Below are 24,185 nucleotides of genomic sequence, written 5' to 3'. Positions count from 1 at the left end.
ACGGCCACCTGCCGATGCCCCATGTGATCACCCAGTCGTGCTGCAGCGACGGGTCCTGCGTGTACGCCTGTCCCGTCAACTGCATCCACCCCTCGCCCGACGAGCCGGGGTTCGCGACGGCCGAGATGCTCTACATCGACCCGGCCGCCTGCGTCGACTGCGGGGCGTGCGTCAGCGCCTGCCCGGTGGGCGCCATCGCGCCCGAGAGCAAGCTGGCGCCGCAGCAGCTGCCGTTCGTGGCGCTCAACGCCGCGTTCTACCCGCCGCTGCCGCCGGGGGAGAAGTTGCCGCCGACGTCCACGCTCGCGCCGGTGATCCCGGCGCCGCGACTGCGCCGGCGCGACGGGCTGGCCGTCGCGATCGTGGGCTCCGGGCCGGCCGCGATGTACGCCGCCGACGAGTTGTTGACGCAGCCCGGCGTCCGGGTGACCGTGCTGGAGAAGCTGCCGACGCCCTACGGGCTGGTGCGTGCCGGTGTGGCGCCCGACCATCAGCACACCAAGGGCGTGACCCGGCTGTTCGACACCGTCACCCGGCACCGCGGGCTGCGGCTCTACGGCAACGTCGAGGTCGGCGCGCACGTCACGCACGACGAGCTGCTGGCGCACCACCACGCGGTGATCTACGCCGTGGGAGCCCCCAACGACCGACGGCTCGCCATCGACGGCGTCGACCTGCCCGGCAGCATGACCGCCACCGAACTCGTCGCGTGGATCAACGGCCATCCCGACGCCGCGCACGTGCCCGTCGACCTGACCGGCGAGCGCGTGGTGGTGGTCGGCAACGGCAACGTCGCGCTCGACGTCGCGCGCATCCTCACCACCGAGCCCGACGCGCTCGCCCGCACCGACATCTCCGACGAGGCGCTCGCGGTGCTGCGCCGCTCGCAGGTCCGCGAGGTGGTGATCGCCGCCCGCCGCGGCCCGGCCGAATCGGCGTTCACGCTGCCGGAGCTGATCGGGCTGACCGGCACGCACGACGTCGTGCTCAGCTCCGGGGACCACGCGCTCGTGGCGTACGCGCTGGAGACCGCCACCGATCCGCTGGTCCGCGCCAAACTCGAGGTGCTCGCCACGCTGCCCGACGCCGCGCACGTCGATGGCGGCCCGCGCATCCGGCTCACCTACCGGCTCACCCCGCAGCGCATCACCGGCGCCGAGCGCGTCACCGGCATGGCGTTCACCGTCACCGGCACCGACCGGCAGGTCCGGCTCGACGCCGGCCTGGTGCTCAGCTCCATCGGCTACCGCGGCCGGCCGGTGGCCGGACTGCCGTTCGACGACGCGGCCGGCGTGGTGCCGAACGACGGCGGCCGGGTGACCGACGGTGGCGCACCCGTTCCGGGCGCCTACGTGGCGGGCTGGATCAAGCGCGGGCCCACCGGGTTCATCGGCACGAACAAGTCCTGCGCGCGCGAGACGGTGCAGCAGCTCGTCGACGACGCCAACGCCGGCCGGCTCACCGGACCGACCGCCGGACCGCAGGCGTTCGAGAAGCTGCTGCGCGGCCGGCAGCCGCGGCTCGTCGACGCCGCCGGCTGGCACGCCATCGACGCGGCCGAACGTGCCCGCGGCGAGGCGCAGGGCCGCCCGCGGGTCAAGTTCACCGACGTCGACGAGATGCTCGCGGCGGCCGCGACCGCCCGGCGGCCCGCACCCGCGCGCCGGCTGCTCGCAGACCTGCTGCGCTGAGCTCACCGCGCCGGCGCCGCGGCCGCCTGCTCGCCAGCAGCGCGACGACGGCCGCGACGACCACCAGTGCCGCATAACAGGTCCCGACGTCGGGCAGCGACATCGTGCGCGACAGGTGCCCGGCGACCAGACCGGGTAGCGCACCGCCGCTGTAGGAGATGAGGTACAGCGTGGCGAGGGTGCCCGCCCGGTCGGTCGGCGTGATGTCGGCGAGCACACCGCGCATGCCGCCGCTGTTGGCCGCACCCTGGGCAATCCCCGCGAGGGCGCTTGCGACCAGGAATGGCACCATCGCCGCCGAGTGCAGCGCGGTGATGATGGCAGCGGTCCCGGCGACGAAGACCACCAGTCCGATCCGCTGGGCGTGCACCGGTGTCAGCCTGCTGGTGAGGGTGCCACCGAGGGGAGCCAGCACGATGACCGAGGCGAACACCACGGCGATCATCAGGGCGTCCGTGGTCCCCAGGTAGTCGGCGGCCAGGCCCGGCGCGAAGGCCTGGTAGAAGCCGGTGAACGACCACGTCGCCACCAGCGTGCCCCCGGCGGCGATCATCAGCCGGCCCGCACCGGTCGGGATGTGCACCTGGGGGAGCAGCGACCGAAGCGTGCCGGGGACACGTCGCACGGTCTCCGGGCACACCAACAGCAGCGCACCGCAGCCGGCGAGGAGAACGGCCATCAGGGTGAGCCCGAGTGTGCGTGGCGCGGTGGCGTACTCGACGAGCACCCCGGATGCCAGCGCGCCGACGGGGATGGCGAACGGCGGGGCGCTGCTGGTGATCACCGCGGCCAGCCACGGCATGCGGGTCGTCGGTGCCAGGTCGATCACCATGGCCCCGGCCGCACTCGACGCGATCCCGCACGCCAGGCCCTGCAGTATGCGTCCGCCGACGAGCACGGGCAGCGTGTGGACGTGCGCAAGGACGACGCAGCCCAAGATCGACAATGTGACGGCGGCGATGACGACCGGGCGTCTTCCCAGCTGGTTGGACAACCGGCCGAACACCAACAACGACAGCGCGGTCGCCGCCAGGTAGAGGACCGTCGTCAGCGCCAGATCAGCATCGGTGATGCCGTCGGCCACCCGGAAGGTGTTGTACAGCGGGATCGGGGTGCCCGAGGACATGAAGACGGCGATCAGCGCCACCGAGGCGACCACGAACGCGGCCGGACGTGGCAGCACCCAACGCCGCTGATCACCGAGCGCTGCGGTAATGGTGTGCGCTGAAGTCATCGCGTCGGCGGCTGGTCCGGGTAATCGGTGCTGACGCTGAGCTCTTCCCATCGCGCCACTTCGTCGAGCCGGGTCTGTACCCGCTGGCGATACGCGGACACGGCGTCGGAGCCCAGGAGGAGGAACGCCGGCGGCTGGGGTTGCGCCACGGCGGTCATGATGGCCGGCGCCGCCTTGGCGGGGTCGCCTGGCTGCGTACCGTGCGAGGTATCGGCCTCTATGCGTCGCCTGCCCGCGGTGTCGGCGTAATCGTCGATGGATCTCGCCGACTGGGTCAGCGAACGTCCCGCGAAGTCGGTGCGGAAGGCGCCGGGCTCGACGATGGTGACGGAGATGCCGAGGGGTTCGAGCTCACCGTGCAACGCGCCGCTCAGCCCTTCGACGGCGGACTTGGCCGCGGCGTAGTAGCCCGATCCGACCGGGGTGATCTGCGCGCCGATCGACGAGATGTTGACGATGGCACCCGACCGGCGTGCCCGCATCCCCGGCAGCACCGCTTTGATCATCGCGACGGTGCCGAAGAAGTGGGTTTCGAAGAGTGTCCGGACGTCACGGTCGTCGCCCTCCTCGACTGCGGCGCGGTAGCCGTAACCGGCATTGTTGACGAGCACGTCGACCCCGCCGAATCGCTGCTCGGCTTTCTGCACGGCGTTGGTGACCTGGTCGGGGCGTGTGACGTCCAACGCGACGGCCAGCACGCGGTCAGGCGCCGGATCGGCGAGCCTGGCGACCGTATCGACGTTGCGGGCCGTGACGACGACGTTGTGACCGGATGCGATGGTCGCTTCGGCAAGGGCGCGGCCCAAACCGGTCGAGCATCCGGTGATCAGCCACGTGGGCATGAGTACCTCTCTCGAAATGGGACTTCGGGTCGACGAGCGGGAGCTGACTTTCGATCAGCGCCATCTGCTCGTCGATGTGCGTGCCTTACGGAGTCCAGCGAACTACCGTTCGCTCGCGCCCGGCAGTGTCTGCCCTTCCGGGTACCGGCAGTACCCCTCAGCCCTTGGTCGGCGCGACCTCTGACGGCAAGTGCTCTTGGCTGGCAGCCCACGAGGCAAGGAGCCTGAGCCCATCGGCGGTGGGGGTGTCTGCCGCGGCGGTGTAGACGTTCAGCTGCAGACCGGGCTCCGACGAAAGCGGCAGCGCCTCGAAATCGAGATCGAGTTGACCCACCACCGGATGGTTGAGCCGCTTGCGACCGGAGCGGTGAAACCGCACGTCCTGAGACGCCCACCGACGCCGGAACAGCTCACTTCGGGTCGACAGCTCGCCGACCAACGCCACCAGCTGTTCGTCGTGCGGATTCTTGCCCGCCTCCAGCCGCAGCATCGCTGCCGCGTCGCGGGTGATCTGGTCGTAGTCGACGAAGAACCGCTCCGCCTCCTCGGGGTGCAGATAGACGAATCGGGTGGTGTTCGCCGGACGTCGCGGATCGGCGAGCACCGGAGCGTAGAGCGCGCGGGCGAGTTGATTCATCGCGAGCACGTCATGGCGGCCGTTGCGAATCCAGGCCGGTGCGTTGGTGATGGCGTCCAGGAGCTGCTGCAGGGCCGGGCGCAGGGTGCCGGTGGTCTTGCGCGTGCGGCGGTTGCCCGCGGGACCGGACTCGCGCGCCAAGGCGAAGAGGTGGTCGCGCTCAGCCTCGTCGAGCTGCAGCGCCGAGGCCAGCGCGTCGAGCACGGTCTCCGAGGCCCCGGCCAGATTCCCGCGTTCCATGCGCACGTAGTAATCGACGGAAACTCCGGCGAGCATCGCCACCTCTTCACGACGCAGTCCCTTGACTCGGCGGTTGCCGCCGTAGGTGGGGAGGCCAGCCTGCTCCGGAGCGATGCGAGCGCGCCGCGAACTGAGGAATTCGCGGATCTCGCTGTGGACGTCCATGCCGGTCATGACCTTCACGGTAAGCGCGGCCCAGACGGCAAGGGAGGTACTGGCGGTGCCTGTTCCAGCAGGAGCGCGCCGGGAGGTCAGCCCGCCGTTGCGGCAGTGGCTGGCGCGCCGACGCGGCGGTAGAGCAGCACCGAGGTGATGGAGAGCCACGCCCACGACACGACGACCGCCGCGGTGAACAGCAGCATGCCGGCCGCACCGGCCGTGCCGGACGCCATGACCACGAACGCCGCCGCGAAGAAGCCGGCGACCAGTCGCGAGCAGTGCGCCCAGGTGGTCGACCCGGCCGCCTGCAGGGCCGCACCGATCACGAAGCCGGCGGCGACGAGGCCGAGGAAACCCAGTCCGCCCGCCACCAGGTGACCGATGCCGTGGCCGCTGACCTGGCCGGCGCCCGACGGTGTGCCGGGCGGGAAGCCGTCCGACGGGTCGGCGCGCAGCAGGCCGGCGGCGATGAGCCCGACGCCGTAGCAGGTCAGCAGCGCGGCGGCCCACCGCGATCGCGGATCCGGTCGCAGCGCGCGCCCGATGCCGACGGCGGCGGCGACCGTCATGGCGCCGGTGACCAGGAAGTTGGCCACCTGAATCCAGCCGACGCTCCCGTTGGCGAGCTGGCTCACGGCGTGCCGGGTCGGGTCGAAGCCGTCCCGGGTGGCGGCCTGCACCGCGGCGACGAGCACGTAGCAGGGGCCCGCAATCACCCCGTACCCCAGCAGCGATTTGGTGACGCGGTCCGCCAGGGGCGGGCACTCCGATGTGGCCACTGTTCTCCTCCGATGAGTACTGGACGGTACAGTACCGACCGCAGAACTAGACTGTCCAGTACCCGTAGGAGGTTCTCGTGACGTCAGCGCTGTCGGCACGGTCGTCCCGCAAGCGCGACGCCATCCTGGCGGCCGGGCGGGACCTCTTCCTTGCGCAGGGCTACCGCGGCACCAGCGTCGAGGCGATCGCCGCGTCGGCGCACGTCTCCAAGCAGACCGTCTACAAGCACTTCGCGGACAAGCAGCAGCTGCTGTCGGCGATCGTGACCCCCGTCCTCGCCGACGCCGGAGCGGCCGTGCGCACACAGGTCACCGCTCTTGCGGACACCGACGACGTGCGCTCCGAACTCGTGACGCTCGCGAGCGGCTATCTGCGGTCGGTGCTTTCCGAGCCCGTGGTCCAGCTCCGCCGACTCGTCATCGGGGAGGCGGGCACGGTGCCCGATCTCGCGGACACCTACTACGAACAGGCGCCCGCCGCCACGATGCGAGCATTCGCCGACGCGTTCGCGGCGCTCGACCACCGCGGCGTCCTTCGCGTGCCCGATCCGCCGCGGGCGGCCGAGCACTTCGCGTTCCTGGTGGTCGGCAGCTCGATCGACCGGGCGCTGTTCTACGGCGGGAGCGCCACGCTCGCGCGTCTCGACGTCGACGACCACGCCCGGTCGGCGGTCGAGGTGTTTCTCGCCGCGTATCTGCCGCGGCGCTGACCCGCCGGCCTCAGCGGCGGCCAGTGCCGCTGGCGAATGCTGCGATTTCGTCCATGCTGACCTCGCGCACCGGCTGGCCCATCGACCACTGCAGCCCGAACGGGTCACGCAGCACGCCGTAGCGGTCACCCAAGAACTGCTCACTCACCGGCATCACCACCGTGGCGCCCGCATCGACCGCCCGCTGGAAGCGGGCGTCGACGTCGTCGACCACGAGGTGCAGGGTCACCGGGGAGCCGCCGAGCGCGGTCGGCGTGACGGACTTGCCGTCGCTCATCTCCGGGAAGTCGTCGTTCAGCATGACCGTGAAACCGTTGATGGTCACGGCGGCGTGGATCAGCTTGCCCTCGGAGTTGGGCAACCGGCCGACTTCGGTCGCGCCGAACGCGGCGACGTAGAAATCGATCGCCGCGGCGGCGTCGTCGACGGTGAGGCTGGGGATGAGGGCAGGCTGCACTTCGATGGCCACGGGTGTCTCCTTCGGTCGGGTTACTCCGAGATGTTGACCCAGCCCACCGACAGAACTCATCGCTCACCGGTCAGCGAGCGATCGTCTCCCAGCCCTGCACCGCTTCGGGCGAGCGCGGCGCCGGGCCGACATAGACCGCCGACGGGCGCACCAGCCGGCCGAGCCGCTTCTGCTCCAGGATGTGCGCGCACCAGCCGGCCGTGCGGCCGCAGGTGAACATCGCGGGCATCATCGACGCCGGCACCCGGGCGAAGTCGAGGATGACGGCGGCCCAGAATTCGACGTTGGTCTCGATGGGCCGGTCGGGGCGGCGCTCGCGCAGCTCGGCCAGCGCGGCCTGCTCCAGCGCGGCCGCCACCTCGAAGCGCGGCGCCCCCAGCCGCTGGGCGGTCGCGCGGAGCACGCGGGCCCGTGGGTCCTCGGCCCGGTACACCCGGTGACCGAAGCCCATCAGCTTCTCCTTGCGGTCGAGGATGCCCTTGACCAACGCGCGGGCGTCGCCGGTGCGCTCGACCTCCTCGATCATCGGCAGCACCCGTGCCGGCGCACCGCCGTGCAGCGGCCCGCTCATCGCACCCACCGCGCCCGACAGCGCGGCGGCCACGTCGGCGCCGGTCGACGCGATGACCCGCGCCGTGAACGTCGACGCATTCATGCCGTGCTCGGCGGCGCTCACCCAGTAGGCGTCGATGGCCTCGACATGCCGCGGATCCGGCTCGCCCTGCCAGCGCGTCATGAACCGTGCGGTGACGGTCGCGCACTCGTCGATCACCCGCTGCGGAACGGCCGGCTGGTAGATGCCGCGCGCCGACTGCGCGACGTAGGACAGCGCCATCACCGAGGCCCGCGCGAGCTGGTCGCGGGCGGTGCCGTCGTCGATGTCCAGCAGCGGCTTGTAGCCCCAGATCGGCGCCAGCATCGCCAGCCCCGCCTGCACGTCGACACGCACGTCGCCGCTGTGGATCGGCAGCGGGAACGGCTCGGCCGGCGGCAGGCCGCGCCCGAACTCGCCGTCCACCAGCAGGCCCCACACGTCGCCGAAGGTGATTCGCTGCGCCACCAGGTCCTCGATGTCGACGCCGCGGTAGCGCAGCGCGCCGCCGTCCTTGTCGGGTTCGGCGATCTCGGTGGTGAAGGCGACGACGCCCTCCAGACCGGGGACGAAATCGTCGGGCAGGGCAGTCATGCGCCGATTCTCGCACCCGAGCGCACCGGCGCCGCTGCCGGTGGGCAACACCGCGGGCGTAGCGTGAGGCGAGTGGCGGAACCGGACAACGACCAGCTGGCGGCGATGCGCGTCGAGTACGGATCGGCGGAGCAGGACGGCAGCAGCGACCTCGACGTCGACTGGCTCGGCCCCGACCCGGCGTCGGGCTGGCTTGCGCTGCTGCACAGCTGGATTCACGACGCACGCCAAGCTTCGGTGGCCGAACCCAACGCGATGGTGCTGGCCACCGCGGACGCCGACGGCCACCCGGCGAGCCGCTCGGTGCTGTGCAAGGCGGTCGACGCCGCCGGCGTCACCTTCTACACCAACTACGGCTCCGCCAAGGGCGCCGAACTGGCCGCCGTCCCGTACGCGGCGATCACCTTCCCGTGGTACGACCTGGGCCGGCAGGTGCATGTGCGCGGACCCGTCACGAAGGTCAGCGCCGAGGAGACCGCGCAGTACTGGCACAAGCGGCCGCGCGGCTCGCAACTGGGCGCGTGGGCGTCGCAGCAGAGCGCGCCGATCGCCTCGCTGGACGCGCTGCGCCGGCAACTCCGAGACGTCACCGAGCGGTTCGCCGGCACCGATCCGGTGCCGGTGCCGCCGAACTGGGGCGGGTACCGCGTCACCCCCGAGGTCGTCGAGTTCTGGCAGGGCCGCGAGAACCGGCTGCACAACCGGATCCGGGTGTATCCGGCGACGGGCCGCTGCGAGCGGCTGCAGCCGTGACGCGGTCCTCTGTCCCGTCGCTTCGCTCGCCCCGGCCGTGACACTCCCCGTCGCTTCGCTCGCCCCGGCCGTGCCACTCCCCGTCGCTTCGCTCGCCCAGCCGTGAGCAGCTTCTTCGCCGACACCACCCCGCTGCGCACACCGGATTTCCGGCGGCTGTGGCTGTCCAGCATCCCCACGGTCATCGGCGCCAACCTCACGATCTTCGCGGTGCCGGTGCAGCTGTATGCGCTGACGCAGAACTCGGCGTACGTCGGGCTCGCCGGCCTGTTCGCGCTGGTGCCGCTGATCGTCTTCGGCCTCTTGGGCGGTGCCTGGGCCGACGCGATGGACCGCCGCGTGCTGCTGATCATCACCTCGTGCGGCCTCGCGGCGGCGTCGGTGCTGCTGTGGCTGCAGGCCGCGCTCTCCTTCGACAACGTCTGGGTGGTGCTGTGTCTGCTCGCGGTGCAGCAGGCGTTCTACGCGATGAACTCGCCGACCCGCAGCGCGGCGATTCCGCGGCTGCTGCCCGGCGACCAGCTGCCCGCCGCGAACGCGCTCTCCATGACGGTGACGCAGTTCGGCGCCATCGTCGGCCCGCTGCTCGCCGGCGTCCTGCTGCGCTGGGTGGATCTCTCGGCGCTGTACGCCATCGACGCGATCACCTGCCTGGCGCCCATCGTGGCGACGATCCGGCTGGCGCCCATCCCGGTCGGCGAGCTCGTAGACCGGGCGGGCGCCTTCGGCTTCGGCGCGGTGTGGGAGGGCTTCCGCTACCTGGCGGGCAACACGGTCGTGCTGATGAGCTTCGTCGTCGACCTCGTCGCGATGATCTTCGGCATGCCGCGGGCGCTGTTCCCGCAGATCGCCCACGAGAGCTTCGGCGGGCCCGTCGACGGCGGCACCACCATGGCGCTGCTGGCCGCCGCGATGTCGGTGGGCGCCGTCGCGGGCGGGGTGTTCTCCGGCTGGCTGCCGCGCATCCGCCGCCAGGGCCTGGCCGTCGTCGTCTCGATCGTGCTGTGGGGTGCGGCGATGGTCGGGTTCGGATTGGCGTGCGGGTCGGCTGCCGGCGCTGCGGGGCCGCTGCTGTGGCTGGCGGTGGCGTTCCTGGCGATCGGCGGCGCCGCGGACATGGTGTCGGCGGCGTTCCGCTCGACGATCCTGCAGCAGGCGGCGTCCGACGAGCTGCGCGGCCGGCTGCAGGGCGTGTTCATCGTGGTGGTGGCGGGCGGCCCGCGACTCGCCGACACGCTGCACGGCGTCACCGCCGCCGCGGTGGGCACCACGATCGCTGCGGCCGGAGGCGGCGGGCTGGTGATCGTCGGGGTGCTCGTCGCGGCCGCCGCCGTGCCGGCGTTCGTGCGCTACCGCGTCGCCGCGGCACCGCGCTGACCGTGTCGTTGCCGCCGTCCCCGGCCCGCCGGGACCGCGCTGCAGCTACGATTCCGAACGTGGGGTTGGGGGCCGTCGCACCCGGGCTTCGGGAGCGCAAGAAGCTGCGCACGCGGTCGATGCTGGTCGACGCGGCCATCGGGCTGTGCTTACGGCAGGGCTACGACAACACCACCGTCGAACAGATCGCCGCCGCGGCCGACGTCTCGCCGCGCACGTTCAGCCGGTACTTCGCCACCAAGGAAGCGGTGGTGTTGACGCTGCTGGAGGACTTCTCGTTCGCCGTCGCCGCGGAGATGGACCGCCTGCCCCGCGACATGCCGGTGCTGCGGGCGATGTACGCGGCGCACATCGAGGTGCTGCGACAGGTGTCGACGGGTGAGCTGGCCGAGGTGACGCCCGAGCGCATCACCCACATGCTGCGCGTCCTCAACTCGACGCCCACGCTGCAGGCCGCCGCCGCGGATTTCCGGCCGCCGCAGTACACCGCAAACCTGGCCGATCGGCTTGGGGTCGCGCCGGACGACCGGACGGTGCTGCTGATGCAGACGGTGTGGTCGGCCATCATCTCGACGGCCTGCGGCGACCTCGTCGACGACGTCGACGGCCGTCCGCTCGGGCCGGAGGTGATGACCGAGCGCCTCGAGGAAACCTACGGCCGGTTCATCGACCTCGTCACCCCGCTGTGTGACTGAGGGCGGGCGTTGCCCCACCGCCGCCGGGACTACCATCCGGTGCCGTGATCGAACCGTCGGCGCGACCGGGACTGCGCGAGCGCAAGAAGCGCCGCACCCGGGAGACGCTGGTGGACGTGGCCGCCGAGCTGTGCCTGCGGCAGGGCTACGACAACACCACCGTCGAGCAGATCGCCGCGGCCGCCGAGGTCTCGCCGCGCACCTTCAGCCGCTACTTCCCGTCGAAGGACGCGGTGATCGCGGCGTTCGCCGAGGGGATCGCCAGGAACGTCGCCACCGCGCTGGCGAAGCAACCGGCCGAGCTCAGCGAACTGGAGGCGCTGCGGCGGGCGCACCTGGAGATCTTCGACCCCGACGGCCCCTACGCCCCGGACGCGTTCAACCGGATGGCGGTGATCATCGGCATCGTCAACGCGTCGCCGTCGCTCACCAGCTCGGCGTTCGCGGTCAAGCAGCGGGTGGGCGACGATCCGACCGTCCACGTGCTCGCCGACCGCATGGGCCTGAGGCCCACCGATGCGCCGGTGCGGCTGGTGACCGACATCTACACGCTGCTGACGGCGACCACCTTCTCGTCGCTCACCGGACCGCTCGATCCGCGCACCCTCTGCGACCACCTGACGGAGACTTTCGACATGTTCTCCAGACTGCGATCACCGTGGCGGGTGAGCGGGTATCCCCGGTAGGGCACTGCGTCGGAATAGGGACTACTTTCTCTAGGTGCAGGCTCGACATTTCCCGACAGGCACGAGAAGGGATCCCCGTGGCCGATAACGCGTCAGATGCTCCGCAGGTCGCCAAGCTGTCCTACCCCGGCGGCGAGATCGACCTCGACATCGTCAAGGCCTCGGAAGGGTCCGACGGCATCGCGCTGGGCTCGTTGCTCGCCAAGACCGGCTACACCACGTTCGACGGCGGCTTCGTCAACACCGCCTCGACGAAGAGCGCCATCACCTACATCGACGGGGCCGAGGGGATCCTGCGCTACCGCGGCTACCCCATCGAGCAGCTCGCCGAGAAGTCGACGTTCATCGAGGTGTCCTACCTGCTGATCAACGGCGAACTGCCCGACGCCGAGCAGCTGGAGAACTTCACCACGCAGATCCAGCGGCACACCCTGCTGCACGAGGACCTCAAGCGGTTCTTCGACGGCTTTCCCCGCAACGCGCATCCGATGCCGGTGCTCTCCAGCGCGGTCAACGCGCTGTCGGCCTACTACCAGGATTCGCTCGACTACAACGATCCCGAGCAGGTCGAGCTGTCCACCATCCGGCTGCTGGCCAAGCTGCCGACCATCGCCGCGTACGCCTACAAGAAGTCGGTCGGCCAGCCGTTCCTGTACCCGGACAATTCGCTGTCGCTCGTCGAGAACTTCCTGCGGATGACGTTCGGCCTGCCCGCCGAGCCGTACGCCGTCGACCCGGAGATCGTCCGCGCGCTGGACATGCTGTTCATCCTGCACGCCGACCACGAGCAGAACTGCTCGACGTCCACGGTGCGGCTGGTCGGCAGCTCGCAGGCCAACCTGTTCACGTCGATCTCGGGCGGCATCAACGCGCTGTGGGGCCCGCTGCACGGCGGCGCGAACCAGTCGGTGCTGGAGATGCTGGAGCTGATCCGCGACGAGCGCGGCGGCGACGTCCGCGAGTTCGTCAAGCAGGTCAAGAACCGCGAGGCCGGCGTGAAGCTGATGGGCTTCGGCCACCGCGTGTACAAGAACTACGACCCGCGGGCGCGCATCGTCAAGGAGCAGGCCGACAAGATTCTCGGCAAGCTCGGCGGCGACGACGATCTGCTGTCGATCGCCAAGGAGCTGGAGGAGGCGGCGCTCACCGACGACTACTTCGTCGATCGCAAGCTCTACCCGAACGTCGACTTCTACACCGGCCTCATCTACCGCGCCATCGGCTTCCCGACGCGGATGTTCACGGTGCTGTTCGCGCTCGGCCGGCTGCCGGGCTGGATCGCGCACTGGCGCGAGATGCACTCCGAGCCCGGCAAGATCGGCCGCCCCCGCCAGATCTACACCGGCTACGGCGAGCGCGACTACCGCAGCATCGACGCGCGCTGATGTGACGTCCGCGCCCGGAGAGCTCACGGGGCGGCGGAAGGTGATCATCCTCACGTCGTGCTGCCTGAGCCTGCTCATCGTGTCGATGGACGCCACCATCGTGAACGTCGCGCTGCCGACCGTGCGCGACGACTTCGGCGCCTCGTCGTCGGACCTGCAGTGGGTCGTCGACGTCTACACGCTGGTGCTGGCGTCGCTGCTGATGCTGTCGGGTGCCGCCGGCGACCGGTTCGGGCGGCGGCGCGTATTCCAGATCGGGCTCGGGGTGTTCGCGCTCGGGTCGCTGCTGTGCAGCCTCGCGCCGTCCGTCGGGATGCTCATCGCGGCCCGCTTCCTGCAGGGCGTCGGCGGCTCGATGCTCAACCCGGTGGCGCTGTCGATCGTCTCGCAGGTGTTCACCGGCCGCGTCGAGCGGGCCCGGGCGCTCGGCTTCTGGGGCGCGGTGACCGGCATCTCGATGGTGCTGGGCCCCGTCGTCGGCGGCCTGCTGATCGAATGGCTCAGCTGGCGGGCGGTGTTCTGGATCAACCTGCCGATCTGCGCGGCGGCGGTGGCCCTCACCGCGATCTTCGTCCCGGAGTCGAAGTCGGCGACGATGCGCAACGTCGACCCCATCGGTCAGCTGCTCGCGGTGATCTTCCTGTTCGGCACGGTCTTCGCACTGATCGAGGGGCCGGGGCTCGGCTGGACCAGCCCGGTGACCGTCGCGGTCTTCGCCGTCGCCGCACTGGCCTTCGGCGCGTTCCTGCGCTACGAGGCCCGCCGCCGAGATCCGTTCATCGACCTGCGGTTCTTCCGCAGCGTCCCGTTCGCGTCGGCGACGGTCACCGCGATCGGGGCGTTCGCCACCTGGGGTGCGTTCCTGTTCATGATGTCGCTCTACCTGCAGGGGGAGCGCGGTTATTCGCCCATGCACACCGGGTTCATCTACGTGCCGATCGCGATCGGCGGGCTGTTGTTCTCCCCGCTGTCCGGCCGGCTCGTCGGCCGCTACGGGGCGCGGCCGCCGCTGGTGATCTCCGGCGTCACCATCACCGTCGCGGCGGTGATGCTCACCTTCCTGACGGCCACGACGCCGGTGTGGCACCTGCTGGTGGTGTTCGCGGTGTTCGGCATCGGCTTCTCGATGGTCAACGCGCCGGTCACGAACGCGGCGGTGAGCGGCATGCCGCTGGACCGCGCCGGCGCCGCGTCGGCCGTGACCTCGACGAGCCGGCAGGTCGGCGTCAGCATCGGGGTGGCGCTCTGCGGTTCGGTGACCGGGTCGGCGCTGGCGGCCACGGGTGCGGACTTCGCGTCGTCCGCGCGGCCGCTGTGGTTCGTGTGCATCGCCCTCGGGGTGCTGATCACCGCGCTCGGGTTCGTGTCGACGTCGCAGCGCGCGCAGCGCACGGCGGCGCGGCTCGCCCCGTTGATCGAGCCGGAGAAGCGGCCCGCCGAGCGGCTACCGGGCTGACGCCCGGCGGTGGCCCGGAGCGCACGCCGAGTTGCCCGCCTCCGAGCGACAACGCGCGGTTGCCGAGCCGCAGCACGGTGGCTGCAGTCGCTCCTCGCCGCGGTCCCCCCTTCGCCCGCCCGAGTTGTCGCTCGGAGGCGGGCACGTCGGTCATCGGTTCCGCCGAGGAACGAACGCGCAAGCCGTCGTCGGCTCTTAGTTCAGGTAGCCCTCGACCGTGTCGGCGGGCCTGACCTCGGCCTCACCCGGATCGCCGCCGGCATCGCGGATGGCGCGCCGCTGCCGCAGCAGGTCCCAGTACTGATCGAGCTGCGTCTCCACCGCCCGCAGCCGAGTGTGCTCCTCGGATTCGTCGATGTCGCCGTCCTGCAGCTTGGCGCGCAGCTCCTTCTCCTCCGCGACCAGCTCGTGGATCCGTGCCAAGGTGTCGTCGTCTTCTGCCACCCTCGCAGTGTTCCCCGACTGGGCCGCGCCCAAAAGGGCCGCCTACCGTTGACGGGATGACCACCAAACCCGAGATCGACTTCCCCAGCGGACCGGCGCCCGACCAGCTGGTCATCGAGGACATCACCGTCGGCGACGGCCCGGAGGCGGTGTCCGGCGCGAACGTCGAGGTGCACTACGTCGGCGTCGAGTACGACACCGGCGAGGAGTTCGACAGCTCCTGGAGCCGCAACCAGCCGATCGAGTTCCCGCTGCGCGGGCTGATCAAGGGCTGGCAGGACGGCATCCCCGGCATGCGGGTCGGCGGCCGCCGCAAGCTGACGATCCCGCCGGCGCAGGCTTACGGACCCGCGGGCGGCGGGCACCGGCTGTCGGGCAAGACGCTGATTTTCGTGATCGACCTGCTCGCCACCCGCTGAATCGGGGTATGCCAGCGGCATGGCTAAGCGAATGTGGCTGCTCGGAGCCCTGACCGTCGCCGCGCTGACGGCTGCGGCGTGCGGCGGGGGCGACGAGGGCACCCAGACCAGCACCTCGACGGTCACCAGCACGAGCACCAGCACGGTGGCCGCGCCGCCGCCACCGGCAGCGACCACCTCGACGACGTCGCTGCTGCCCGGGGTGCCCAACCCGGTGCTCGAGCCGTTCGTGCTGACGCGCAACGGCGACAGCGTGACGGTGGCCGGCGACGTGCCCGAGCAGGCGACCCGCACCGCCGTGCTCGACGCCATCACCGCGGCCGTCGGCACCGACGCGAACGTCATCGACACCATGCAGGTCAATCCCGGCTCCATGCCGTTCGACACCGCGCAGGTGACCGCCGTGCTGCAGGCGGCCAAGCCGATCGCCAACTTCGGGCTGCGACGCGACCCGGACAAGGTGACGCTGACGGGCGCCGCGCCCGCCGAGGCGGACCGCGCCGCCGCCGAGACCGCCGCCAAGGCGCTGTTCCCGGACGTCGGCGTCGTGAATCAGATCACGGTGCCCTAGTGAAGAAGCGCTAGTCGAAGGTCGGGTCGAACGGCCCGGTCTGCGGGCCGGGAAGCCGCAGCAGCAGCCGCGCGCCGCCGAGCGGGCTGGCCTCCAGCGACGCCGTACCGCCGTGCAGCTCGGCCTGCTGCGCCACCAGCGCCAGGCCGAGCCCGGACCCCGAGTGCGACGCGGTGGATCCGCGCGAGAACCGCTCGAACACCACCCGGCGCTCCTCTTCCGGGACGCCGATGCCGTTGTCGTCGATCGCGATCTCGACGCCGGCGCGGGAGCTCACCGCCGACAGCTGCACGCGGGTGGCGCCGCCGTGCTTGACGGCGTTGGCGATCGCGTTGTCGACGGCCAGCCGCAGCCCCGCCGGCAGGCCCACGATGATGACGGTCGGTGACGGCACCAGGGAGACGTCGAGGTCGGGGTAGATGCGGATGGCGTCGTGCGCGGCGCGGTCGAGCAGTTCGGTGATGTCGACGGGAACGTGGTCTTCTGACGTCGACAGCTCGCCTTGGGCCAACCGTTCGAGCGCCGACAGCGTCGCCTCGATCCGCGACTGGGTGCGGATCACGTCGCCGAGCACCTCTTTGCGCTGCTCGTCGGGCAGGTCGAGCGTCGCGAGCACCTCGAGGTTGGTGCGCATCGCGGTCAGCGGCGTGCGCAGCTCGTGCGACGACACCGCCGCGAAGTCGCGCGCCGACGCCAGCGCCGCCTTGGTGCGGTCCTGCTCACTCCAGATGCGCGCGAGCATGGCCTTGACGGCGTCGGCGATCTCGACGGCCTCGGTGGCGCCGCGGATGTCGATGTCGGGGGCTTCGTCGCCGGCGTCGATCGACCGGGTCTGCTGCGCCAGCCGCTTCAGCGGTCGGACCGCCAGCGCGGCCAGCAGCCAGCCGCCCACCGCGGCGGCGCCGATCGCGAACAGGCAGATGATCAGCACCCGCCGGTGCAGGTTGTTGGTGTCGTTGATGGTGGCGTCGTAGGTCGCACCCACGGCCACCGTCATCGGCTCGGGGTTCACCAGCTCGACGGTGCGCACCCGGTACCGCACCCCGTTGACGTAAGTGTCGGCGTAGCCCGCCGGCAGCTCGGGCAGCACGACGTCCGAGTTGGAGGTCACCTGGTCGCGGCTGCGGACGGTGATCACCGCGTCCTGGTCGTTCGGCGACTTGGGGATCTCGTCGAGCCCGCGCGGCAGGAACGGGATCGCGAAGCCCGCGGCCTCGTCGAGCCGGCGGTCGAGACGTTCCTTGCGGTCGCCGGTGATGCCGACCCAGACGACGGCCCCGACGATCCCGACGACGATCGCGGCGGCGATGGCGGTGGTGAACGCGACGCGGGTGCGCAGCGAGGGCGTGCGGCGGAAGACGCGGGTCAGCAGGCTCATGTCCGCTATTGCGTCCGCAGCACGAAGCCCACCCCGCGCACGGTGTGCAGCAGCCGCGGCGCGCCGCCGGCCTCCAGCTTGCGGCGCAGGTAGCCGATGAAGACGTCGACCACGTTGGTGTCGGCCTGGAAGTCATAACCCCACACCAGTTCCAGCAGCTGCGCCCGCGACAGCACCGCCGTCTTGTGCTCGGCGAGCACGGCCAGCAGGTCGAACTCCCGCTTCGTCAGGTCGACGTCGGCGCCGTTGACCCGCGCGCGGCGGCCGGGGATGTCGACCTCCAGCGGACCGACCTGGATGGTCTCCGAGGAGAACGTCGCCGCCGATCCGCGGCGGCGGAGCAGGGCCTTGACCCGCGCCACCAACTCCTGCAGCTCGAACGGTTTGACCAGGTAGTCGTCGGCGCCGGCCTCCAGGCCCGCGACGCGGTCGTCGACCGAGCTGCGCGCGCTCAGCACACACACCGGCACATCGTTGTCCATGGCCCGCAGCGCCGTGACCACGCTGACGCCGTCGAGCACCGGCATGTTGATGTCGAGGACGATCGCGTCGGGCCGGGTTTCGGTGGCGCTGCGCAGTGCCTCGGCGCCGTCGACCGCGGCGGACACCTCGAAACCGTAGAGCCGCAGCCCGCGCTCCAGCGACGCCAGCACGTCGGGGTCGTCGTCGACCACCAACAAGCGAGGCGAGGTGCCACTCTCCATGTACCTCATCTTGCCCGACCGACGGCGTGCGGCGCGGGAGGTGCGTCGCCGGAATCGAATTGACCTCGACCATTGTTGAGGTTCTACGGTGGAAACGTGAACCTCGAATCGGTGGCAAGCCGGACGCTGTACCGGCAGATGCACGCCCGCGGCGGCGAACTGCGGTCGCTGGCCGACCGCGCGCTGCTGCGCCGCATCTGGCGCTTCGCGCACCGTCACCACCGCAGGCTCGCGGCGTTCGTCGGGGTCAGCGTGCTCAGCGCCCTGCTGGCGGTCGCCACGCCGCTGCTCGCGGGCCGGGTGATCGACGTGATCACCCGAGGCGCGGACGCCGGCCGCAGCGGGGACGACAGCGCGCTGGGCACCGTGGTGCTGCTCGCGGTGGTGATCGCGGTGGTCGCCGTCGCGGAGGCGGCGATCGCGCTGGTCACCCGCTGGCTGTCGTCGACCATCGGCGAAGGCCTGATCCTCGACCTGCGCACCGCGGTGTTCGACCACGTGCAGCGCATGCCGGTCGCGTTCTTCATGCGCACCCGCACCGGCGCGCTGGTCAGCCGGCTCGGCAACGACGTCATCGGCGCGCAGCGCGCGTTCTCCGACACGCTGTCGGGCGTCGTCACCAACCTGGTGACCCTGTCGCTGACGCTGGTGGTGATGCTCGGCATCTCGTGGCAGGTGACGGTGCTCGCGCTGCTCTTGGTGCCGCTGTTCATCTGGCCGGCCCGCCGCATCGGCTCGGTGATGGCGCGGCTGTCGCGGGAGGCCGCGATCCACAACGCCACCATGAACACCCAGATGACCGAGCGGTTCTCGGCGCCGGGCGCCACGCTGGTCAAGCTGTTCGGCGATCCGGCCTCCGAGTCCCGCGACTTCGCCGTCAAGGCCGGCCGGGTACGCGACATCGGGGTCCGTTCGTCGATGCTGCAGTCGACCTTCATGAACTCGCTGACGCTGATGTCGGCGCTGGCGCTGGCGCTGGTCTACGGGCTGGGCGGGGCGCTGGCGATCGGCGGGCAACTGCAGCCCGGCGCCATCGTGTCGCTGGCGCTGCTGCTCACCCGGCTCTACGCGCCGCTCACCGCGCTGGCCAACGCCCGCGTCGAGATCGCCAGCGCGCTGGTGAGCTTCGAGCGGGTCTTCGAGGTGCTCGACCTGGAGCCGCTGATCCGCGAGTCGCCCGACGCGGTGGCGATCCCCGACGGCCCGGTGTCCGTCGAATTCGACGACGTCCGGTTCTCCTATCCGTCGGCCGACAAGGTGTCGCTCGCCTCGCTGGAAGAGGTCGCGACGCTGGACGACCGCGGCGGCGAGGAGGTGCTGCACGGCGTCTCGTTCACCGCCGAGCCCGGGGCGATGGTGGCGCTGGTCGGCTCCTCGGGTGCCGGTAAGTCGACCATCGCGTCGCTGCTGGCGCGGCTCTACGATGTCGACTCAGGGGCCATCCGGCTCGCCGGCGTCGACGTGCGCGACGTGACCTTCGCGTCGCTGCGCGAGACGGTCGGCATGGTCACCCAGGACGGCCACCTGTTCCACGAGTCGATCCGGGCGAACCTGGCGCTCGCCAACCCCGACGCCGGCGACGACGAGCTGTGGGACGCGCTGCGCCGCGCCCGGCTGGCCGACGTGGTCGCCGAGATGCCCGACGGCCTCGACACCGTCGTGGGGGAGCGCGGCTACCGGCTCTCCGGCGGGCAGCGGCAACGCCTCACCATCGCCCGGCTGCTGCTCGGCCGGTCGCGGGTCGTGGTGCTCGACGAGGCGACCGCGTCACTGGACTCGGCCTCGGAGGCCGCGGTGCAGCAGGCGCTCGCCGAGGCGCTGGCGGGCCGGACGTCGATCGTGATCGCCCACCGGCTGTCCACCGTGCGCGCCGCCGACCTCATCCTCGTCGTCGAGGACGGCCGGATCGTCGAGCGCGGCACCCACCGCGAGCTGCTGAACCGGGGCGGCCGCTACGCCGAGCTGTACACCACCCAGTTCGGCGACCAGTCGGTGGCGGCGTGACGGCGTTCCGTGAACCGGCCATCGCCGCGCCCCGCGACCGCCCCCGTGCCTCCGCCGACCTGATCCGGCTCCTGCCGTACCTGCTGCCCTACCGCTTCCGCTGGGTCGCGATGGTGGCCGTCGCGCTGCTGAGCCTCGGCGCCACCGTCACGATCCCGCTGATGACGAAGGCGGTCATCGACGGCCCGGTGCGGGCGCAGGACCAGCAGGGGCTGTGGCTGCTGGGCGCCGCGGCCATCGGCGTCGGCGTCTCGGAGGCCGTGCTGTGGTTCATCCGGCGCTGGCTCGCGGCCCGCGCCACCATGGGCGTCGAGGCCGACATCCGCAAGGACCTCTACGCCCGGCTGCAGCTGCTGCCGATGAGCTTCCACGGCCGGTGGGAATCCGGGCAGCTGCTGTCGCGGATCATGAACGACCTGGCGACCATCCGCCGGTTCATGTCGTTCGGCATGTTGTTCCTGCTGCTCAACGGCATCCAGATCGTGGCGGTCACGTCGATCCTGCTGGCGATGTACTGGCCGCTGGGCGTCGTCGTGCTGGTGTCGATCGTGCCGATCACCGCGACGGTGCTGCACTTCCAGCGCGAGTACACCCGGCTGTCGCGGTTGGCGCAGGACCAGTCCGGTCACGTCGCCACCCACGTCGAGGAGGCGGCGCACGGGCTGCGGACGGTCAAGGCGTTCGGCCGCGAGGAGCTCGTCTACGACCGGTTCGACGACGAGCTGTCCCGGCTCTACCGCACGCAGGTCGACCGGATCGCCGTGTCCGCGAAGTTCTGGACCCTGCTGGAGGTCATCCCGAATCTGACGCTGATCGTCGTGCTGGGCTTCGGTGCCTACGCCGCCGGCCACGGCTACGTCACGATGGGCACGCTCGTCGCGTTCATCACCATGATGTTGTCGCTGGTGTGGCCGATCGCGTCGCTCGGGTTCTTGCTGTCGATGACGCAGGAGTCCTTCACCGCCGCGAACCGCATCGCCGAGATCTTCGACGCGCCGCGCGAGATCACCGACGGGCCGCGCCACGACACCCCTCGCCGCGGCCGGCTCGAGCTCGACGATGTGGGCTTCCGGTTCCCCGACTCCGACGAGTGGGTGCTGCGGCACGTCAACGTCACCGTCGAGCCGGGGGAGACGCTGGCGCTGGTCGGCGCCACGGGCTCCGGCAAGTCGGTGCTGGTGGCGCTGCTGTCGCGGCTCTACGACGTCACCGAGGGCGCCATCCGCATCGACGGCCGCGACATCCGCGAGCTGTCGCTGCCGGCGCTGCGCGCCGCGGTGGTCACCGCCTTCGAGGATCCGACGCTGTTCTCCATGTCGGTCGCCGAGAACCTGCGACTCGGCCGCACCCCGGAAAATCCGGCGAGTGACGACGAGCTGGCCCGCGCCGTCGACGTGGCCGCCGCCGACTTCGTCTACGACCTGCCGTTCGGCCTCGACACCCGCATCGGTGAGCAGGGCATGAGCCTGTCCGGCGGTCAGCGGCAACGCCTTTCGCTCGCGCGGGCCATCCTCGCCGGGCCGGCGGTGCTGGTGCTCGACGACACGCTCTCGGCGCTCGACGTCCACACCGAGGCGGCGGTCACCGAGGCGCTGCGGCGCGTGCTGGCCGACGTCACCGGCGTCATCGTGGCGCACCGGGCGTCGACGGTGCTGCTGGCGGACAAGGTGGCGCTCCTCGACCGCACACCACGTGGCGCCGGCACCATCACCCACGTCGGCACCCACGCCGAGCTGCTCGCGACCGTGCCGCGCTACCGGGAGCTGTTGGCCGCCGACGCCGACGAGCCGATGGAAGTCCGATGACCGCCACCGACGAGCGCTCGACGGACGTCGAGTCCTGGCGCGGCCGGCTCGCCGACACCGATCCGGCCGACGACCAGTTGCCCATCGACGAATCCCGGCCGCGCCGCCGGGAGGCTCGCCAACTGCTCGGCTCGCTGCTGCGGCCCTACCGGTTCACGGTCGCGCTGCTCGCACTGGTGGTGGTGGTCGAGAACGCGGCGCGGTTGAGCGTCCCGCTGCTGGTGCAGCGCGGCATCGACCACGGCATCCCGCCGATCGTGTCCGGGGGCAGTGCCCGCGAGCTGCTGACGATCCTGGGCGGGCTGGCCGCGGTGGTGGGCACCCAGGCCGTGAGCCGGATGTACTTCCTGCGCCGGTCGGGCCGCATCGGCCAGCGCGTGCTGCAGGAGCTGCGGCGCCGAGTGTTCCGGCACTTCCAACGGCTCGACATCGGCTTCCACGACCGCTACACCTCCGGGCGGGTGGTCAGCCGCTCGACCAACGACGTCGAGGCCATCCAGGACATGCTGGAGACCGGCTTCGACAGCCTCATCACCGCGATCCTGACGCTGTTCGGCACGGCGGTGCTGCTGGTGGTGCTCGACGTGCGGCTCGGGCTGATGTGCCTGGCGGCGTTCCCGGTGCTGGTGGCGCTGGTGTGGTGGTTCCGCGAGGAGTCGGCGAAGACCTACCGCCGGGTGCGCGAGAGCGCGGCCCTGGTGATCGTGCAGTTCGTCGAGACCATGACCGGTATCAAGGCGGTGCAGGCCTACCGCCGCGAACCGCGCAACCAGCAGATCTTCGCCGACCTCGCCGACCGCTACCGCGAGGACAACGAGCGGACGTTCCGCCTGCTCGCGGTGTTCATGCCGGGCGTCAAGCTCGTCGGCAACCTGACCACCGGCGTGGTGCTGCTCTACGGCGGCCACCGCGTGCTGCACGGCCAGATGACCATCGGCACGCTCACCGCGTTCCTGCTGTACCTGCGGATGTTCTTCGAGCCGATGCAGGAGATCTCGCAGTTCTTCAACACCTTCCAGTCGGCGGCCTCGGCGCTGGAGAAGCTGGCCGGCGTGCTGGCGCAGCGGCCCGCGATCGTCGAGCCGGCGCAGCCGCAACCGTTGCCACGGGTCCGCGGGGAGGTCCGCTTCGAGGCGGTCCGCTTCGGCTATACCCCCGACCGGCTGGTGCTGCCCGACCTCTCCCTGCACATCCCCGCCGGCCAGACCGTCGCGCTGGTCGGCACCACCGGCGCGGGCAAGACCACGATCGCCAAGCTGATCGCCCGCTTCTACGACCCCACGGCGGGCGCCGTCACGCTCGACGGGGTGGACCTGCGGCAGCTGTCCCAACAGGAGCTGCGCCGCCACGTCGTCATGGTGACCCAGGAGAACTTCATGTTCTCCGGCACGGTCGCCGACAACATCCGGTTCGGCCGGCCCGACGCCTCCGACGACGAAGTGCGCGCCGCCGCCACGGCCGTCGGCGCCGACGGTTTCATCGTCGGCCTGCCGAACGGCTACGACACCGACGTCGCCAAGCGCGGCGGCCGGCTCTCGGCCGGGCAGCGCCAGCTCATCGCCTTTGCGCGCGCCTTCCTCGCCGATCCCGCCGTGCTGATCCTCGACGAGGCGACGTCGTCGCTCGACATCCCGAGCGAGCGGCTGGTGCAGCGCGCCCTGGGCACGGTGCTCGCCGACCGCACCGCGCTGGTGATCGCGCACCGGCTCTCGACCGTCGAGATCGCCGACCGTGTGCTGGTGGCCGAGCACGGCCGCATCGTCGAGGACGGCGCGGCGCGTGACCTGATCGGCGGCGACGGCGCCTACGCCTTACTGCACGAGGCGTGGCGGCGGTCACTGGTCTGACGCGCGGGGTGCGAAACCTACGGGGACGTTCGATAAGGTCCGGGCATGACGTACTCGGGCGCGTACGGGAATCCGCAACAACAGCCGCAGCAGCAACCGGGTTACGGTGCGCCGGGATCGCAGGGCTACAACGCCCCGGCGACCGGCGGTTTCGGCGCCCAGCCGGGCTACGGGTCGGGCTACGGGTCGGGGTACGGCGCTCCGGCGGCGCCCGGCAAGGGGCTGCCGTTCTACCTGCGGATCGGTATCGCCGCGCTCGGCGTCGTCGGCTTCTTCCTGGGGTTCGCGCCGTTCGTCGAGGGCAGTATGGAAGCGAACTTCTTCGAAGCGGGCTCCGGGCTGCCCGGTTTGACGCTGGTGCTCGTGACGGGCCTGATCGCCGCGTTCGCGCTGCTACCGAAGCAGACCAACAGCGATGCGGTGATGACGGCCACCGCGCTGGCGGGATTCCTCACGCTGCTGTTCGTGATGGTGTCGCTGAGCGAAGGCTTCGACGCCGGCGTCGGGCTCATCCTCGTGCTGGTGCTCTCGTTCATCCAGCTCGCGCTGGCGGTCGTGGTCCTGCTGCTGGCCAGCGAGGTCATCAAGCCCCGCCCGCCGCAGCAGGCCTACGGCGGCTACTACGGACAACCCCCGACGGGCGGCTACCCGCAGCCACCCACCGGGGGTCCGATGCCCACCTACGGCTCGCCCTACCCGCCGCAGCAGCAGTAG

23 protein-coding genes are annotated in these 24,185 nt (G+C 71.1%); 14 read left to right on the top strand and 9 right to left on the bottom strand.

Going from position 1 to position 24,185, the window contains the following annotated elements; all coding sequences use genetic code 11:
* The first annotated feature begins 14 nt into the window (after nt 1-14).
* The gene (locus LV457_RS02365) at nt 15-1,691 is read left to right on the top strand and encodes an FAD-dependent oxidoreductase (protein ID WP_232168762.1); all 1,677 of its coding nucleotides are present in this window, start codon (nt 15-17) and stop codon (nt 1,689-1,691) included.
* Here LV457_RS02365 and LV457_RS02360 read toward each other — a convergent pair.
* The 4 genes from LV457_RS02360 to LV457_RS02345 all read right to left on the bottom strand — a co-directional run bounded on the left by LV457_RS02360 (nt 1,603) and on the right by LV457_RS02345 (nt 5,582).
* Nucleotides 1,603-2,925, bottom strand: a complete 1,323-nt coding sequence (locus LV457_RS02360) for an MFS transporter (RefSeq protein ID WP_232168761.1) — start codon at nt 2,923-2,925, stop codon at nt 1,603-1,605. The two genes, LV457_RS02365 and LV457_RS02360, sit on opposite strands and share 89 nt — an antisense overlap.
* Nucleotides 2,922-3,767, bottom strand: a complete 846-nt coding sequence (locus LV457_RS02355; RefSeq protein ID WP_232168760.1) for an oxidoreductase — start codon at nt 3,765-3,767, stop codon at nt 2,922-2,924. Before LV457_RS02355 ends, LV457_RS02360 begins: the two co-directional genes overlap by 4 nt.
* A gap of 157 nt (nt 3,768-3,924) precedes the next feature.
* On the bottom strand, nt 3,925-4,809 hold the full coding sequence (locus tag LV457_RS02350; protein ID WP_374198719.1) for a helix-turn-helix transcriptional regulator: 885 nt from the start codon (nt 4,807-4,809) through the stop codon (nt 3,925-3,927).
* 86 nt (nt 4,810-4,895) lie between these two features.
* Complete coding sequence (locus LV457_RS02345; protein ID WP_232168758.1) at nt 4,896-5,582, bottom strand: DUF998 domain-containing protein; 687 nt, start codon at nt 5,580-5,582, stop codon at nt 4,896-4,898.
* Nucleotides 5,583-5,659: 77 nt separating this feature from the next.
* Between LV457_RS02345 and LV457_RS02340 the strand changes: the two genes are divergently transcribed.
* Complete coding sequence (locus LV457_RS02340) at nt 5,660-6,292, top strand: TetR/AcrR family transcriptional regulator (RefSeq protein ID WP_232168757.1); 633 nt, start codon at nt 5,660-5,662, stop codon at nt 6,290-6,292.
* 10 nt (nt 6,293-6,302) lie between these two features.
* On the opposite strand, the gene LV457_RS02335 is transcribed toward LV457_RS02340, so the two are convergent.
* Both LV457_RS02335 and LV457_RS02330 read right to left on the bottom strand, forming a co-directional pair.
* Nucleotides 6,303-6,761: a VOC family protein gene (locus LV457_RS02335; protein ID WP_232168756.1), complete on the bottom strand. Its 459-nt coding sequence runs from the start codon at nt 6,759-6,761 to the stop codon at nt 6,303-6,305.
* Nucleotides 6,762-6,831: 70 nt separating this feature from the next.
* A complete protein-coding gene (locus LV457_RS02330; protein ID WP_232168755.1) occupies nt 6,832-7,947 on the bottom strand; it encodes a citrate synthase 2 in 1,116 nt (371 codons plus the stop codon).
* A gap of 72 nt (nt 7,948-8,019) precedes the next feature.
* Between LV457_RS02330 and pdxH the strand changes: the two genes are divergently transcribed.
* The 6 genes from pdxH to LV457_RS02300 all read left to right on the top strand — a co-directional run bounded on the left by pdxH (nt 8,020) and on the right by LV457_RS02300 (nt 14,299).
* Complete coding sequence (pdxH, locus tag LV457_RS02325; protein ID WP_232168754.1) at nt 8,020-8,700, top strand: pyridoxamine 5'-phosphate oxidase; 681 nt, start codon at nt 8,020-8,022, stop codon at nt 8,698-8,700.
* Between the two features lie 102 nt (nt 8,701-8,802).
* On the top strand, nt 8,803-10,077 hold the full coding sequence (locus LV457_RS02320; RefSeq protein ID WP_232168753.1) for an MFS transporter: 1,275 nt from the start codon (nt 8,803-8,805) through the stop codon (nt 10,075-10,077).
* 59 nt (nt 10,078-10,136) lie between these two features.
* Entirely contained in the window at nt 10,137-10,772 is a 636-nt protein-coding gene (locus LV457_RS02315) for a TetR/AcrR family transcriptional regulator (RefSeq protein WP_232168752.1), read from the top strand.
* 44 nt (nt 10,773-10,816) lie between these two features.
* On the top strand, nt 10,817-11,458 hold the full coding sequence (locus LV457_RS02310; protein ID WP_232168751.1) for a TetR family transcriptional regulator: 642 nt from the start codon (nt 10,817-10,819) through the stop codon (nt 11,456-11,458).
* Nucleotides 11,459-11,535: 77 nt separating this feature from the next.
* A complete protein-coding gene (locus LV457_RS02305) occupies nt 11,536-12,843 on the top strand; it encodes a citrate synthase (RefSeq protein WP_232168749.1) in 1,308 nt (435 codons plus the stop codon).
* A gap of 1 nt (nt 12,844) precedes the next feature.
* Entirely contained in the window at nt 12,845-14,299 is a 1,455-nt protein-coding gene (locus LV457_RS02300; RefSeq protein ID WP_232168748.1) for an MFS transporter, read from the top strand.
* 195 nt (nt 14,300-14,494) lie between these two features.
* On the opposite strand, the gene LV457_RS02295 is transcribed toward LV457_RS02300, so the two are convergent.
* Entirely contained in the window at nt 14,495-14,743 is a 249-nt protein-coding gene (locus LV457_RS02295) for a DUF2630 family protein (RefSeq protein WP_232168746.1), read from the bottom strand.
* 56 nt (nt 14,744-14,799) lie between these two features.
* On the opposite strand from LV457_RS02295, the gene LV457_RS02290 reads away from it, so the two are divergent.
* Nucleotides 14,800-15,162, top strand: a complete 363-nt coding sequence (locus LV457_RS02290) for an FKBP-type peptidyl-prolyl cis-trans isomerase (protein ID WP_232168744.1) — start codon at nt 14,800-14,802, stop codon at nt 15,160-15,162.
* A 19-nt stretch (nt 15,163-15,181) separates the two neighbouring features.
* Nucleotides 15,182-15,733 (top strand): BON domain-containing protein, encoded by a 552-nt coding sequence (locus LV457_RS02285; RefSeq protein WP_232168742.1) that lies wholly within the window; start codon nt 15,182-15,184, stop codon nt 15,731-15,733.
* 10 nt (nt 15,734-15,743) lie between these two features.
* Here LV457_RS02285 and LV457_RS02280 read toward each other — a convergent pair whose 3' ends face one another.
* Nucleotides 15,744-17,111 carry a HAMP domain-containing sensor histidine kinase gene (locus LV457_RS02280; RefSeq protein WP_232168740.1) on the bottom strand — a complete coding sequence of 456 codons (1,368 nt, stop codon included), beginning with the start codon at nt 17,109-17,111 and terminating at the stop codon, nt 15,744-15,746.
* Nucleotides 17,112-17,116: 5 nt separating this feature from the next.
* Entirely contained in the window at nt 17,117-17,815 is a 699-nt protein-coding gene (locus tag LV457_RS02275) for a response regulator transcription factor (protein WP_374198698.1), read from the bottom strand.
* A gap of 96 nt (nt 17,816-17,911) precedes the next feature.
* Here LV457_RS02275 and LV457_RS02270 point away from each other — a divergent pair, with 96 nt between their 5' ends.
* From LV457_RS02270 to LV457_RS02255, 4 genes are read left to right on the top strand one after another with little or no spacing between them, the layout of a single operon-like run.
* Nucleotides 17,912-19,819 carry an ABC transporter ATP-binding protein gene (locus LV457_RS02270; RefSeq protein WP_232168737.1) on the top strand — a complete coding sequence of 636 codons (1,908 nt, stop codon included), beginning with the start codon at nt 17,912-17,914 and terminating at the stop codon, nt 19,817-19,819.
* Nucleotides 19,816-21,624, top strand: coding sequence for an ABC transporter ATP-binding protein (locus tag LV457_RS02265; protein WP_232168736.1), 1,809 nt, complete (start codon nt 19,816-19,818; stop codon nt 21,622-21,624). Before LV457_RS02270 ends, LV457_RS02265 begins: the two co-directional genes overlap by 4 nt.
* The gene (locus tag LV457_RS02260) at nt 21,621-23,471 is read left to right on the top strand and encodes an ABC transporter ATP-binding protein (RefSeq protein ID WP_232168735.1); all 1,851 of its coding nucleotides are present in this window, start codon (nt 21,621-21,623) and stop codon (nt 23,469-23,471) included. The genes LV457_RS02265 and LV457_RS02260 overlap by 4 nt, the downstream gene beginning before the upstream one ends.
* 45 nt (nt 23,472-23,516) lie before the next feature.
* Entirely contained in the window at nt 23,517-24,185 is a 669-nt protein-coding gene (locus tag LV457_RS02255; RefSeq protein ID WP_232168734.1) for a DUF5336 domain-containing protein, read from the top strand.

This window comes from Mycobacterium sp. MYCO198283, from assembly GCF_021213805.1.
Classification (GTDB): Bacteria; Actinomycetota; Actinomycetes; order Mycobacteriales; family Mycobacteriaceae; genus Mycobacterium.
This window is presented reverse-complemented; position numbering and strand designations above follow the sequence as displayed.